This window comes from Bacillus cereus group sp. MYBK222-1, assembly GCF_051916425.1.
In the GTDB taxonomy this organism is placed as follows: Bacteria; Bacillota; Bacilli; order Bacillales; family Bacillaceae_G; genus Bacillus_A; species Bacillus_A paranthracis.
Genome location: NZ_JBQAGP010000001.1, coordinates 17370 through 30525, shown reverse-complemented (window position 1 = coordinate 30525; position 13156 = coordinate 17370). Strand labels below are relative to the sequence as shown.

Here is a 13156-nt window from a genome sequence, read left to right as displayed (position 1 = left end):
TAAGTATTTTACTAACTTTCTCGCTTTGTGGACTTATCTTTTATCGGAATTTTTAATTCTTGACCTACATTCACTTCATCTTTTTGTAAATCATTATACTTTTTAATCACTTCGATCCCAGTTTCATCTGAAAAATATTGCTTCGCTATACTTTCTAAAGTTTCTCCCTCTTTCACCGTATGCGTGACGACTTTCTCAGATGATGCCTCGGACTCAGATTTAGCTGAATCAAAAAAAATAACCTCAAATGCACTTTTTCCAGCGTTATTACTATCACTTTTCACCTGAATATATTTATCTGTATACCATAAGATGCTAATTGGTAGTAATATGAATAGAAATGTTAAAACTCGAACGAAAATATGATTCATTTTAAACTTTTGTTTTTTTTCTTTATTTCTATGAATTTCACTACGCGGCGGTAAACCTTCTTTTTCTTCCACTCGCTCAACTTCTAATTCCTCTTCAAAATCAGGAATTCGTCTTCTCATGTTGTTCACCACCACCTTCCATTTATTTTCTTAATTGGAGTCCCATTATAAAATCAACAAGAAAGTGTGCAAAGATTGTTATAAACAAATTTCCTGTCCATTCAAATACGTAACCAAAGACAAAACTAATGAAACAGACGAAACAAAACAAAAATGGCTTTTTTATATACCGAATATGTAACACTGCAAATACAAAACTCGCTATTACAATTCCAAAGTGTGTCTGCACTACACCTCTAAATAAAAATTCTTCTGCAAAGCCGATAATGAACGTAATAACGAGTAGATGCATAACTGACATCCCTTGAAACATCCTATCATTAATACCACCATCATCAAACCAAGACTCTGGAAATACTCGCATTGCAACATAATCTAATAACACAATACCAATCGCTAACAAGCCACCTATTATAAGTATAGACACCGGTTCCCATTTCCACAGACTATACACCGATTTTATATCTCGGAATAGTATATATGCTAGTAAACAACCGATACCGATAATAATGAACTGTGTGATATACAGATTCAGCCTTATTTCTTTCGGACTCATATCTTCAATATTATGCCTTTGAATGTTCATCATTCCCCCATCTTTTCTAGACCGAAAAGCTTTTGTAACTCTGTTTCCCAATTATAGTCGAAATCCGATTGTTGCGCTTGTCTTTTTTTATAATCTGTTTTTGTAATATGACAATAGTCGCAGCAATTCTTTAACTCGCCCTCTTTTCTGTAACCGAACTGTCGCAGCAAATATTCTCGTCTACATTCTTTCACTTGTATCCATGATTTCATGTTTTCTAGCTCACTATATTTATTACGTAACCTTATTTCTACTTCAGCTATTAATCTGTTCATAATTTCATCTGACAAGCTCTCTAATATTAGTTTTCGTTGTTGTATGATTCCAAGCTGTTCAAGATGATAGCGGATGAAACGCCAATATTGTTCATTAAATCTTGCTGCATTATAACAAATTTCTTCTACCTCTTCTATTGGTAATTCTTTCGTTTGAAACATTCTTTCCTGTAGTAAAGAAAATAAAAATTGTATTTGTGACTGGCTTGGCAATTCATCTTCAATTATTGAAATTGGTAAATCGTGATCTAACGGACTACATAGTAAAATAGCTATACTTGGTTCACCATCTCTTCCAGCTCTTCCGATTTCTTGTAAATAAGAAGCTATATTAGTCGGATAGTGAAAATGAATAATATATCTCGTGTTTGATTTATTTACTCCCATACCAAAAGCACTTGTACATATTACAAGCTGTAATTGGTCATTCATAAACTGCTGTTGAATTAACATACGCTCTTCATGTTCCATACCACCATGATAGAAAGCGACACCAGTAACGCCTTTTCCTCTTAAATATTCCGTTAAACGTTCTGTCCACGCTCTGCTTGAACAATATACAATCCCCGGCCCTTGTAAATACATCACCTGGTCCAAAAGCGCCTCTTTCTTCTCTTCTATCGTCTCTACAAATTGTACTTCCATTGCTATATTTGGACGATCAATAGAGTATACATGCTGCGTCACATTCTCTAAATTCAAACTCTCTGCTATATCTCGGAGTACATCTTTCGTCGCTGTTGCAGTTAATGCTAGCACTGTAGGAGACCCGATATTCTTAATAACTACATTTAGTTTTTTATAATCTGGTCTAAAATCATAACCCCATTGCGAAATACAATGAGCTTCATCCACAACAAATAATGAAATATGAACTTTCTTCAATTCTCTTATTAACAATTCCGACTGCAACATCTCTGGTGATACAAAAATAAATTTATAAGAAGCTAATCTTTTCATCGCTTCTCTTTTTTCCTGTAATGTCCGAAAACTATTAAATGCTATCACTCGGTTTTTCACAACATATTTTAATTGTGTAACCTGATCTTCCATCAAAGATAATAATGGTGATACAACAAGTACTGTCCCTTCTTGCATGAGCCCTGGAAGTTGATAGCACATAGACTTCCCTCTTCCGGTCGGAAGCATCGCTATAACATCTTTTCCTTCCAATAAATCTGTAATTACCCCTTTTTGACCTGGACGAAATTCAGAATATCCAAACCACCTATATAAATATTCCTCAAGTTTCATTTATACCCTCCATCCGCGCCAATACAAGACGAACTTCAAAATAAGAGATATCCTCTCCAACCGCTTGTTTCAACTCACGCAGCTTACGTGTTTGTAATGCATCAATTACTTCTGTTACTTTATCTATTTTTTCTTTTTCCATAAACATCTCGATTGAAAAATCTCTTTCTCGCAAAGCAATTTCAACAAAATGATCTTCTATCGTTGCAACCTTTAGATTTCTAATTGTCGCTATTTCTTCTAATGAGCGCCCTTGCCTCCAAAAATTATATGTTTTTTTTGTTGATAAACTAAATAATTCAGCTCTCTCATTTGGATAAGAAATAATTTCAGCTAATAACGGAAATTCATTTTCATAATCGCGAACTTCTTGTATAAGGAAATGAATTGTACCCCAAAATAAAAAGTACACCCTGAAAACATCTCGTTTCGTAATTTCTGCTAACTGCTGCAATGTACAACCGATACGTTCATATCCTGTTAATCTATATGTTACAATCGTTGCTTCTACCACATCACATTTCCTTAAAAGAGTATATATTTCTTTCCATAATCTTTTTGCCAATTCACTACGCCTATACGGCATACCTGTTAAAAAGCGTTTCACCCAAACCATTATTTCTGTATCTTGTTGAATAGGAATAAACTTCGTATTATTCTGTTGTAAATTAGATATAGTTTGAATAATTAAAGATAATCTTTTCCAAAATGTTTCACCTAATTCACCATAGTGCAAACCATGTAAATGCGCTGGAAAAGCATACCCTTCCTCCCATGTATGTAACTGCATTTTACCTTTAGGTGTTAACAAATATGTATTTTCATGTATTTCTTGAATCAAATCTGCTTGCAACAACTTTGCAACTTCACGATCATATTCAGCTCTATTTAGCGATTTATATATTCCAAACAAAAAAGAAATTCGGAACATATTTCCATCTTGTAACGTTTGCGAAGAACGTTTTCCCTTTAATAAATAATAAATAGAAGAAACGGTCCTTTCACCATTCAATTGTTTTAAACAATACAATACAGTATATTGTAGTTGCATTACCGCTTCCACCTTTCAATCTAACTTAGTTACTCATTAAACTTATCATATGGGCAATATGTACTTGTATATATTCTATTGTACCAAACGAAATAACATTTACGTATTTTGAAAATCTTATGACATAATGCAGAAATTAGTTGACACTCTAATTGATAAGGATTATCATTATAATTTTATGTTGAAAAGTTTTAAAAACCGTTTTACAATAAGGTTATAATTTTTATGGCGAGCTTTTCACATACATATTATCAGGAGGGAAAAAAGATGGCAAAATATACAATCGTTGATAAAGATACTTGTATCGCATGTGGTGCTTGTGGCGCTGCTGCACCAGACATTTATGACTATGATGATGAAGGTATTGCATTCGTAACATTAGACGATAACCAAGGTATTGTTGAAATTCCAGATGTATTACTTGAAGATATGATGGATGCATTTGAAGGTTGTCCAACTGACTCAATTAAAGTTGCTGACGAATCATTCGACGGCGATGCTTTAAAGTTCGAATAGTCTTTTATTAACTTCAAAAAATACCCCTCATTCCTTTGAGGGGTATTTTTTGTTTTCTATTTTCATTCTCCTTATTAAAAAACCATTAGTAGTTACATACTACTAATGGTTTTATTTTATATTTTATGCATTTTTCATTTTTGCAAACATCCATACTTTCAGGCGTGAGAATAACGCTACAAATACAATTGTCACAACAATTCCTTTAATCAAATTAAATGGTAAGATTGCCGTTACAACCGTTGTCTTTATCGCTTCGCTAGACATAGCTGGTGAATTTAAAAACCAAGTGTAAGCTGGGAATATGATGATGTAATTTAATACGCTCATAATAAGAGCCATTGTAATTGTCCCTAGCATTAATCCTGTCGTTAAACTCTTAACAGTACGATACTTTCTAAATAAGAAAGTTGCTGGTCCAATAAATAAACATCCTGCAATAAAGTTAGCAATTTCTCCAACTGGTACTCCCGTTAAACTCCCTTGAATCCCGTAATGTAAAATATTCTTTATCGCTTCTACAATTATCCCTGCAACCGGCCCGAAAATAATTGCAGCAATTAGAGCTGGTACATCACTAAAATCAATTTTTAAAAATGGCGGAAGCCCTGGGAATGGGAAATCCAACATCATCAGTAAATATGCAATACTACTTAGCATCGCTACACTCACCATCTGCACTACACTGTTTTTTTGTTTCATCTTTCTCTCTCCTTTTCCATCGATCATCTCATGGAAAGTGGAAAGGTTCTGCTATGCCTACTTTTTCATAGAACGAAAAAACCCTTTGTGTTTTACACAAAGGGAGAATTTAAGGCACATCAAACAGACGTTCAAATACTTATCTTTTTTGAACGCTTGAACCTCCATCTTCTCCCATCCAGACTGTACTGTCGGCTTTGGAATCACACCAAATCCTGCCTTAACGGCTCGCGGGCTTAGAACAAAATCACATATAGTTCATCACCGCCGGTCGGGATTTTCACCCTGCCCCGAAGATAGACCGATATTCTATTTTCCACTTCATTATACAACAACATGATCGTATTGTGAACAAAAAAATCGTAACTTATTAAAAATAAGTTGTTGATTTTACATAATCAAAATCATTCATTATATTTTACAATACACTCCATATTTTTTAGTATTCGGCATTTCTCCTATGAATCCCCTAGTCATATATAATTAAAAGTGATAAGATGTTGAATTGTTAAGATAAGAACATTTTCTGGATTATGGAGGAAATGTCATGAAGAAAGAGAAGAGACACTCTATTCGAGAAACAATGAAAAAAAACTTAAGGAAAGAATACTTTTACTTAAAAAAAGAATTACTTTTCTACTGTCCAATTGATTTAGGCACATTCTCAAGCGAGACATACTATGCTGCTTTCGATGAAGATGGCATCAGTATTTATCAGTATGATAAAAAGACAGAAAGTAAATTAAAATTATGTGAGCGTCATCCGTGGAAGAGTTGGAATAAAGTGAAGGTGGATCATTATTTAACAACTTCACAATTTATTTTTCAAGGTGAGCGAAACTGGATATTATCCCTTTTCCAAAAAGGAAAAGAAGCTCAAAAAATAATCGAAGAGCATACATCTTTACAAACTGAAGTTGTTTCCCGCTCTTTCTTAAAAAAACTTCCTGGTTTCCGTTCTAATGCACCGTTGAATAAATACATCGGCAGCATTTGCTATACTGCACTCATTGCATTTTTATTAAAATGGATGATTCCATTTCAAGGACCACAAATCGCCCTGTACTCTATTTCAATCGGTTGTATGCTTCTTGGTTTACTTTGTTTGACAATTGGTTTAATTGAACCGACTATTGTACTATTTCGAACAAACGAAAAAACAAGAGCGAAAGTATTTTACTTATATAGCTACTTAGCTATTTCTGGATTTATATGTGTCTTTATTTTTTGGTAAAAAAGAGCTAGTTAAACTAGCTCTTTTTTTTACTTTACATATAATTGTTGATTTGGATAAATGAGCTCTTGTTGCAACCCATTTTTTTCTTGAATTTCCTTAACGGACATTCTAAATTTCCGTGCAATGCTAACTAGAGTATCACCTTTTTGGACAACGTATAACGATGAAGAAACTGTTTCATTTCTTTGTTCATGTAAAACAAGCAATGGATTCATCGCATTCTTTTTTGCCATCGTCCATCTTCCTTGATGAACTTCTAAATGTAAGTGTGCACCTCGGGATTCTCCTGTATTTCCTACTTCTCCAATTATTTCTCCTTTTGAAATATAATCCCCTTGAACTACATATCTCTTATTTAAATGTGCATACACAGCCTCATATTCTCCATGTTTAATAAATATAACGTTTCCATAACTACTTGAATAATAAGACTTTGTTACCTTCCCTTCTTGAATAGCTGACACAGGCGTGCCGATCGGTGCCGCTATATCTATACCGTAGTGTTTTCCGTGCCTTGTTCCAAAATAATCACTTATCTGTCCTTCAACAGGCCATGCCCATTGATTTCCCTCTGCGTACACATGTAATTGAGATAAAAACAGTACTGTCAATAACATGACGCCGTATTTTAAAGCTTTCATATACATCCTCCGTTTTCTAATTACGACCATACCTTCTCTATTTTGGTATATTACAGAAAAAACTATACAAAAAAAGAAAGTGAATCACTCCACTTCCTTCTCTTTCTTATCACGAAAAACGATTGCACTGCGATTATACTCTACATCTTTTACTTGTAATCGAGCGTTTATTACTCTAGCTACTGCAAATAAATAATCAGATAATCTATTTACATACTTTAGAACAACTTCATTTATTTCTCCTTCTTTTTGCAGGGACACGATACATCGTTCTGCTCGCCTTACAACTGTACGTGCAATATGAATAGCAGCTGCCGACTCGCTTCCACCTGGTAAAATAAAGCGCTCTAGCGGCGGTGCTTCTTCTATATATGAATCAATTCTACCTTCTAAGTTTTCGACCATTTCAATTTTTACTTTATAAGGAATTTTCTCACCTACTATCGCCAAGTCTCCCCCGCAATCAAATAGTTCATGTTGAATCGTTTCAAGTTCATTGTAAATATCTCCGAAAACCCCGCCTTGTAGTTTAGTCATCGCATATCCAATATGAGAATTCGCCTCATCTATCGTGCCATATGCTTCCACTCGGATATTATCTTTATCCACTCTGTCACCTATTACACTTGTTGTTCCTTTATCTCCTGTTTTTGTATATAATTTCATCGCTTTACGACACCCCTCTCATTATTCTTCATTCGACTAAGTTAGAAAAAAAGTTCTACTATTATTTATTTAATTGATTTTACAAAAAAATAAAAAACAGTAGAACTTTATTCATTATCAACTTTAAAAACAAATATCTAAATTATACGATTCGGTAAATAGACAGAGAATGTAGTTCCCTCTCCAACAACACTTGAAACAGCAATTTTCCCATCATGGCCTTGCACAATATTTTTTGCAATCGCAAGCCCGAGTCCTGTTCCACCTTTTTTTCCACGTGTTCTTGCTTTATCAGCTTTATAGAAACGATCAAATAAAAATGGAATATCTTCTTCTGGAATACCGGCGCCTGAATCTTGCACTTCAAAAATAAGACCATTATTTTTCGTATCAATTACAAGCGTTACATGTCCGCCTGCGTTCGTATGACGTATTGCGTTATCAATTAAATTCGTCAATACTTGTTCCATACGATCTGCATCAAACGGGTACTGCTCAATTGGATCTTTGAAATCAACTGTTAACGCGACTTCTTTATCCTTCGCAATCCCTTGGAATTTACGACCTATTTTTTCAACGAAAGGATGAATATCAACTTCACCTATATGTAACTCTACATTACCACTTTCCATGCGCGCTAAATCTAATAATTCATTTACAAGTTTACCTAAACGAACGGATTCATCATAAATGATTTGAACAAACTCATTAATTTCTTCTTTCGTTTGTACAATATCATCTAAAATTGCTTCACTATACCCTTGGAGCATGACCATCGGTGTACGAAGTTCATGTGATACGTTCGCAATAAAGTCTTGACGCATCTTCTCAAGACGGCGTTCTTCCGTCATATCACGCAATACAGCTACAGCCCCGCGAATTTTCGTTTGATTGTAAAGCGGCGTCATAAGAACCACATAGTTACCTTTTTGTAAATTAATTTCAACCACTTGTTGTTGTTCGCTTTCTACAACGAGATGGAATAGTTCAACAAGTTCAGAAGGCAGTTTTTTACTGAGCTCTATCTCTTTTTCTTCTTGCCAAACTTGTAAGAAATGTTCAGCCGGCGGATTGATTACAACGACTTCACCTTCTTGATTTAATGTAATAACCCCATCTGCCATACTACTTAATATACTAGCTAACTGTTCTTTCTCTTGCTGCAGGGCATTCATATTAAACTTCAACTGTTTCCCCATTTGATTTAAGGCCGTTGCAAGCTCACCAATCTCGTCCTGGGATACCATAGGAGCTTTTGCATCAAACTTCCCACGCGACACCTCAAAAGCAACCTCACGCATTTTACGAAGTGGCGCTGTAATTCGAGTAGATAAAAAGAATGCAAAGAAAGTTGTTAATATAATCGCAATCCCTGCTGATAAGAATATAAAATCAGTCGTTCTTTCCATACCTTGTATCGGTACTTGTAAAGATTCGTATACAAACACTGCACTTTGATTTTTTGACTGCACTGGTTTTCCGACAATCATAATATCATTTTCAGTATTTTTATTCTTTCTACTATTAGAGGCTTTTCTAATGTTATTCTTAATTTCTTTTTTGTCTGTAAAAACAGCCGCTAATTCTTTATCTTCTTTCAAATCATCCATTGTAAGAGTGACTAATCCTTCTTGTTTCGGTGAAGAAGATATTTCTTTACCATCTTCTACAATAATGATCCTTGAAAGTGGGTCAGAGAATTTGTACGCGATATTCTCAATCGTTTTTACATCGGCACCTTCTTCAATTAACTCTGAAACACTTGTTGCAACTTTTTGAAGCCTAGCTTCACTCATATCTACATAATATGTTCTAAAAAACTGTGAAAGTAAAATCGCAACAAATCCAAGCACGAACGAAACGAGAAGTAATATGGTCATCCATAACTTCCCTACTACACTTCTCCAAAGCATCAGTCGTTCACAACCTCAAACTTGTAACCTACGCCCCAAACGGTAACAATCATCTTCGCAGCATCGGGTGATTTTTTACTTAACTTCTCACGTAAACGCTTTACATGCGTATCAACTGTACGTAAATCTCCGAAGAATTCATATTGCCATACTTCTTTTAGCAATTGCTCACGATCGAATACTTTATCAGGCGCTTTCGCTAAGAATAATAGTAATTCGTACTCTTTCGGTGTTAAGTTCACCTCATTACCATCTGCTGTAACACGGTGTGCATCATTATCAATTGTTAAATGAGGGAATACAGTAACATCTTTTGTCGTTGTATCTTGTGTAAAGAATGTTGTTGGTACAGAACGGCGTAAGACCGCTTTCACTCGAAGCACTACTTCACGTGGGCTAAATGGTTTCACAATATAATCATCGGTTCCTACCTCAAACCCTTGTACTCGATTTACTTCCTCACCTTTTGCTGTCAACATAATAATTGGCGTCGCTTTCTTCTCACGAACCCCTTTACATACTTCGATACCATCTTTACCAGGCATCATAAGATCTAATAAAATTAAATCATAATCATTTTGCAGCGCCATTTCTAAAGCTGTATCACCATTGTCTGCTTCTTCAATTGTGTATTGTTCTCTCTCTAAATACATTTTCAACAAACGACGAATACGATCCTCATCGTCTACAATTAAAATTCTTGATTCATTTTCCATTTCTACCCGTTGCGTACTTTTACCACAACGGTTCACACCTACCCTTCTATACTATTATGTTGCGCTATTCTCGTTTATTTAAGCAATCTTCTAAATGTTTCACTTCCCATATTATGCTTCACAAGAATAATAAAGTTTGTTCAATTTTTTTCCAAAACTATGTATTTTTTTTGAACAGTATATAATGTCCTCGACATCATTTTACAAAATCAACCGCTACTTTGTCATGTTTTTCTCAAAAAAGAAGAAAAGTTGACAAAAATAAAATAGGAAAGTGACATACACTCTCCTATTTTATTTCTCTATGCGTATGAATGTAAACCCGCGATAATTAAGTTTACTACAATAAAGTTAAACATAATGATTGCAAAACCAATTACCGCTAACCATGCTGACTTCTCTCCATGCCATCCTTTTGATAAACGTAAATGTAATACCGCCGCATAAAAGAGCCACGTTATAAGTGCCCAAACCTCTTTCGGATCCCAGCCCCAAAAACGTGTCCACGCTATTTGAGCCCAAATCATAGCGAAAATTAATGCACCCAATGTGAAAACTGGGAATCCAATTGCAATAGAACGATATCCTATTTCATCTAACAAATCGCTATTCGTATTTTTCACTAACGGCTGAAGTGCCGCTGATACTCGTTTACGTAAAATTAGCCTTAATACAATATAGAGTAACGTTCCGACTAACACTGACCAAATAACAGTATTTAATTTTTTCGCATTTACAATCGCCGGAACTTCAACTGTCGGCTCTAATTTATTTTCTGTCAGTAACTTCCCTTCATGCGGCCCCACTAAAGCCGGAAGATTGTATTTCATTTCCACTTGTTGTTCATTTTTATCAATCCATTGAAACTTTGCTTCATATTTCATACTAGAATATACCGTTGTTACTCCAATAAACCCAACTGTACAAACAAGTGTGAATACTACCGTCTCTAGCCAAAATGTACGTTTACTTTTCACTGATTGATCTACATTTTTCAATAAATACATAACGCCTGTAATAAAACTAATTGCTAAAATTGCTTGTCCTGCAGCCGCAGTCGTCACGTGAATATGTAACCAATTACTTTTTAAAGATGGAATAAGCGGTGATATTTCCCTCGGAAACATACTTGCATAAGCAATTAATAAAAGCGCAACTGGTAATGCAAATAGTCCGATTATACTTACGCGGTACATAAAGTACATGACAATAAATGCTCCGACAAGCATCATGCCGAAAAACGTACCAAATTCAAAAAAGTTACTAACTGGCGCATGACCTGATGCAATCCACCTTGTTACAAAATAAACTGTTTGTGCAATAAACCCTAAAATTGTAATCGTTATTCCTACATTTGCCCATTTATGACCCTTTTCTTTAATTGCTCCCCCAAAAAATAGAGTGGCAATTAAATATAAAATAAATGCGGTAAAGAGAAAGTTACTACTTATTTGCACCATATCGTTTCCCCACCTTAACTAATTTTTTTATCGACTACTTTATCATTTGGTTGCGGAATTGCTGTACCTTCTAGTACTCTTTCAATATCTTTCTTTAAACCGAACCAGTTTTTATTCGTATGTCCTGCAATCCACCATTCATCATTAACGCGTTGTATCCAAATACGGCGATGATTCCAATACATTCCTTGAATGACACCAACCATAAATATAAACCCTCCAATACCGAGAATCCAAAGCGTTAAATCTTTTCTTACAGTAAGTGCTGTTGCATTTTGCATTTCCACACCTGCAAAGGACATTTTATATTTGTTATTCCCATCAGGTTCTATATTTTGCTGAATACCAACAAAACTCACTTCACCATCTGGTGTTTCAGGTGTAAACATTTTAAATACAAATGCAGGGTTGTTTGGTAATTTTGTTTTTGTATTTGGTCTTCCATTCTCATCAAAATAAAAATCAGGGAAATAGCTTAATAGTTCTAAAGAATAACCATTTCCTAAATCATATTTTTCTGCAGGGTTTGTTAAATCAACTTTAATCGGTCCCCACTTTTGATTATTTTCTTTATTTTGCAAGTTAAAGGACATACTTTTAAATTCATTTTCTTTATAATCCACTTGATACACTGCAAACTTATCAAATTTCAGTGGTTCATTCACTCGAATTTCCGCTTCTTTTACTTTTTCCAATTTCGGCTTTTGTCCTGCTATATTTTCCCCTACTGCTTTATACAATACAGCATTCGTTTGGAAGTTTTTCGCAATCATTTTATCACCTACACGGTCAATTGCTTCATCAAAAACCTCCTTGTCCTTACTTTTATCATAAACTTCCTTTATAAACTTCTCGTTTTTTAAATAGTATTGACCATCTGTCCCTGGTATTTCTTTCATTTCTCCATCACGTAACCAAATCGCTTCGTCTACGTACATACTTGGTAAAAAACGGAGCATCGCACCGAATAAAAAGATGATGAGACCGATATGATTGACATATGGACCCCAGCGTGAAAACCGTCCCTTTTCCGCCAAAATATTTCCGTCTTCCACTTTTACGTTATAGTTTCTTTTCTTTAAATTCTTTTGAACTCTTTCAAAATCACCATCTTGCGGTGTACCAGTACCGTATAATCTTTGTCTCTTTAAAAAGCTAGGGTGTCTTTTCACCCCTTGCTTCTTTAAAGCTTTATAAAGTGGAATGACACGATCTAAACTGCATATCACAAGTGAAATACCAATTGAAGCAATTAAAATCATATACCACCACGAACCGTATAAATTATTAAAGCCTAATTGATAGTATAATTGCCCTAAAAATCCGTATTCTTGCTTATAATATTCAGCTGGTGCAATTCCTGGAGTTATGTACATTTCTTGCGGAAAAATAGTCCCTATCGCCGATGCAGCTAAAGTGATTACAATGAGCCATACACCGACTTTTACAGAAGAGAAAAAGCTCCAAATTTTATCAATAATCGTTTTTGTTTGCGTGAGAGATCTCCGAGCACTCCCCTCATAGCGCATATCCAATAGTTTTATATTTTCATTGCTTTCAAATGGTTTCCCGCAAGCTTCACAAAAAACAGTTCCTATCGGATTCACATGTCCACATTCACATTTAATTTCTTTCAACACTCTCACCG

13 protein-coding genes and 1 riboswitch are annotated in these 13156 nt (G+C 34.8%); of the genes, 2 read left to right on the top strand and 11 right to left on the bottom strand.

The features are described 5' to 3' along the window. Positions 1-11: 11 nt before the first annotated feature. The 4 genes from ACTFR9_RS00150 to ACTFR9_RS00135 are packed head-to-tail and all read right to left on the bottom strand — an operon-like array spanning position 12 to position 3657. Positions 12-491, bottom strand: coding sequence for a LysM peptidoglycan-binding domain-containing protein (locus tag ACTFR9_RS00150; RefSeq protein ID WP_001254345.1), 480 nt, complete (start codon positions 489-491; stop codon positions 12-14). A gap of 22 nt (positions 492-513) precedes the next feature. Continuing rightward, positions 514-1077 (bottom strand): CPBP family intramembrane glutamic endopeptidase, encoded by a 564-nt coding sequence (locus tag ACTFR9_RS00145; protein ID WP_001025765.1) that lies wholly within the window; start codon positions 1075-1077, stop codon positions 514-516. Then, positions 1077-2606 carry a RecQ family ATP-dependent DNA helicase gene (locus ACTFR9_RS00140; RefSeq protein ID WP_000762996.1) on the bottom strand — a complete coding sequence of 510 codons (1530 nt, stop codon included), beginning with the start codon at positions 2604-2606 and terminating at the stop codon, positions 1077-1079. The genes ACTFR9_RS00145 and ACTFR9_RS00140 overlap by 1 nt, the downstream gene beginning before the upstream one ends. After that, positions 2596-3657 (bottom strand): helix-turn-helix domain-containing protein, encoded by a 1062-nt coding sequence (locus ACTFR9_RS00135; RefSeq protein ID WP_001176997.1) that lies wholly within the window; start codon positions 3655-3657, stop codon positions 2596-2598. Before ACTFR9_RS00135 ends, ACTFR9_RS00140 begins: the two co-directional genes overlap by 11 nt. Positions 3658-3924: 267 nt before the next feature. Between ACTFR9_RS00135 and ACTFR9_RS00130 the strand changes: the two genes are divergently transcribed. Further along, positions 3925-4173 (top strand): ferredoxin, encoded by a 249-nt coding sequence (locus ACTFR9_RS00130; RefSeq protein WP_001151996.1) that lies wholly within the window; start codon positions 3925-3927, stop codon positions 4171-4173. A 123-nt stretch (positions 4174-4296) separates the two neighbouring features. Here ACTFR9_RS00130 and ACTFR9_RS00125 read toward each other — a convergent pair whose 3' ends face one another. Then, the gene (locus ACTFR9_RS00125) at positions 4297-4875 is read right to left on the bottom strand and encodes an ECF transporter S component (RefSeq protein WP_073536395.1); all 579 of its coding nucleotides are present in this window, start codon (positions 4873-4875) and stop codon (positions 4297-4299) included. 162 nt (positions 4876-5037) lie between these two features. After that, positions 5038-5177: riboswitch (FMN riboswitch) on the bottom strand. 245 nt (positions 5178-5422) lie between these two features. On the opposite strand from ACTFR9_RS00125, the gene ACTFR9_RS00120 reads away from it, so the two are divergent. Then, positions 5423-6109 carry a hypothetical protein gene (locus ACTFR9_RS00120; protein ID WP_000711807.1) on the top strand — a complete coding sequence of 229 codons (687 nt, stop codon included), beginning with the start codon at positions 5423-5425 and terminating at the stop codon, positions 6107-6109. A gap of 29 nt (positions 6110-6138) precedes the next feature. On the opposite strand, the gene ACTFR9_RS00115 is transcribed toward ACTFR9_RS00120, so the two are convergent. From ACTFR9_RS00115 to resB, 6 genes are all read right to left on the bottom strand, one after another. Beyond that, on the bottom strand, positions 6139-6753 hold the full coding sequence (locus ACTFR9_RS00115) for a peptidoglycan DD-metalloendopeptidase family protein (protein WP_000645703.1): 615 nt from the start codon (positions 6751-6753) through the stop codon (positions 6139-6141). Between the two features lie 84 nt (positions 6754-6837). Then, positions 6838-7419 (bottom strand): cob(I)yrinic acid a,c-diamide adenosyltransferase, encoded by a 582-nt coding sequence (locus ACTFR9_RS00110; protein ID WP_000781263.1) that lies wholly within the window; start codon positions 7417-7419, stop codon positions 6838-6840. 137 nt (positions 7420-7556) lie between these two features. Further along, entirely contained in the window at positions 7557-9332 is a 1776-nt protein-coding gene (gene resE / locus ACTFR9_RS00105; RefSeq protein ID WP_000964679.1) for a sensor histidine kinase ResE, read from the bottom strand. Beyond that, positions 9332-10048 carry a DNA-binding response regulator ResD gene (resD, locus tag ACTFR9_RS00100; RefSeq protein ID WP_000426862.1) on the bottom strand — a complete coding sequence of 239 codons (717 nt, stop codon included), beginning with the start codon at positions 10046-10048 and terminating at the stop codon, positions 9332-9334. The genes resE and resD overlap by 1 nt, the downstream gene beginning before the upstream one ends. Before the next feature lie 302 nt (positions 10049-10350). Then, a complete protein-coding gene (gene resC / locus ACTFR9_RS00095; RefSeq protein WP_000250096.1) occupies positions 10351-11508 on the bottom strand; it encodes a cytochrome c biogenesis protein ResC in 1158 nt (385 codons plus the stop codon). A 14-nt stretch (positions 11509-11522) separates the two neighbouring features. Next, positions 11523-13148, bottom strand: a complete 1626-nt coding sequence (gene resB / locus ACTFR9_RS00090; RefSeq protein ID WP_000910527.1) for a cytochrome c biogenesis protein ResB — start codon at positions 13146-13148, stop codon at positions 11523-11525. Between the last annotated feature and the right edge of the window lie 8 nt (positions 13149-13156).

Bases quoted from the DNA above. Each gene is read 5' to 3' on its own strand.
- ACTFR9_RS00110 (WP_000781263.1), bottom strand. From the start codon at position 7,419: ATGAAATTATATACAAAAACAGGAGATAAAGGAACAACAAGTGTAATA.
- ACTFR9_RS00150 (WP_001254345.1), bottom strand. From the start codon at position 491: ATGAGAAGACGAATTCCTGATTTTGAAGAGGAATTAGAAGTTGAGCGA.
- ACTFR9_RS00115 (WP_000645703.1), bottom strand. From the start codon at position 6,753: ATGAAAGCTTTAAAATACGGCGTCATGTTATTGACAGTACTGTTTTTA.
- ACTFR9_RS00145 (WP_001025765.1), bottom strand. From the start codon at position 1,077: ATGAACATTCAAAGGCATAATATTGAAGATATGAGTCCGAAAGAAATA.
- resD (WP_000426862.1), bottom strand. From the start codon at position 10,048: ATGGAAAATGAATCAAGAATTTTAATTGTAGACGATGAGGATCGTATT.
- ACTFR9_RS00130 (WP_001151996.1), top strand. From the start codon at position 3,925: ATGGCAAAATATACAATCGTTGATAAAGATACTTGTATCGCATGTGGT.
- ACTFR9_RS00125 (WP_073536395.1), bottom strand. From the start codon at position 4,875: ATGAAACAAAAAAACAGTGTAGTGCAGATGGTGAGTGTAGCGATGCTA.
- resE (WP_000964679.1), bottom strand. From the start codon at position 9,332: ATGCTTTGGAGAAGTGTAGTAGGGAAGTTATGGATGACCATATTACTT.
- resC (WP_000250096.1), bottom strand. From the start codon at position 11,508: ATGGTGCAAATAAGTAGTAACTTTCTCTTTACCGCATTTATTTTATAT.
- ACTFR9_RS00140 (WP_000762996.1), bottom strand. From the start codon at position 2,606: ATGAAACTTGAGGAATATTTATATAGGTGGTTTGGATATTCTGAATTT.
- ACTFR9_RS00135 (WP_001176997.1), bottom strand. From the start codon at position 3,657: ATGCAACTACAATATACTGTATTGTATTGTTTAAAACAATTGAATGGT.
- ACTFR9_RS00120 (WP_000711807.1), top strand. From the start codon at position 5,423: ATGAAGAAAGAGAAGAGACACTCTATTCGAGAAACAATGAAAAAAAAC.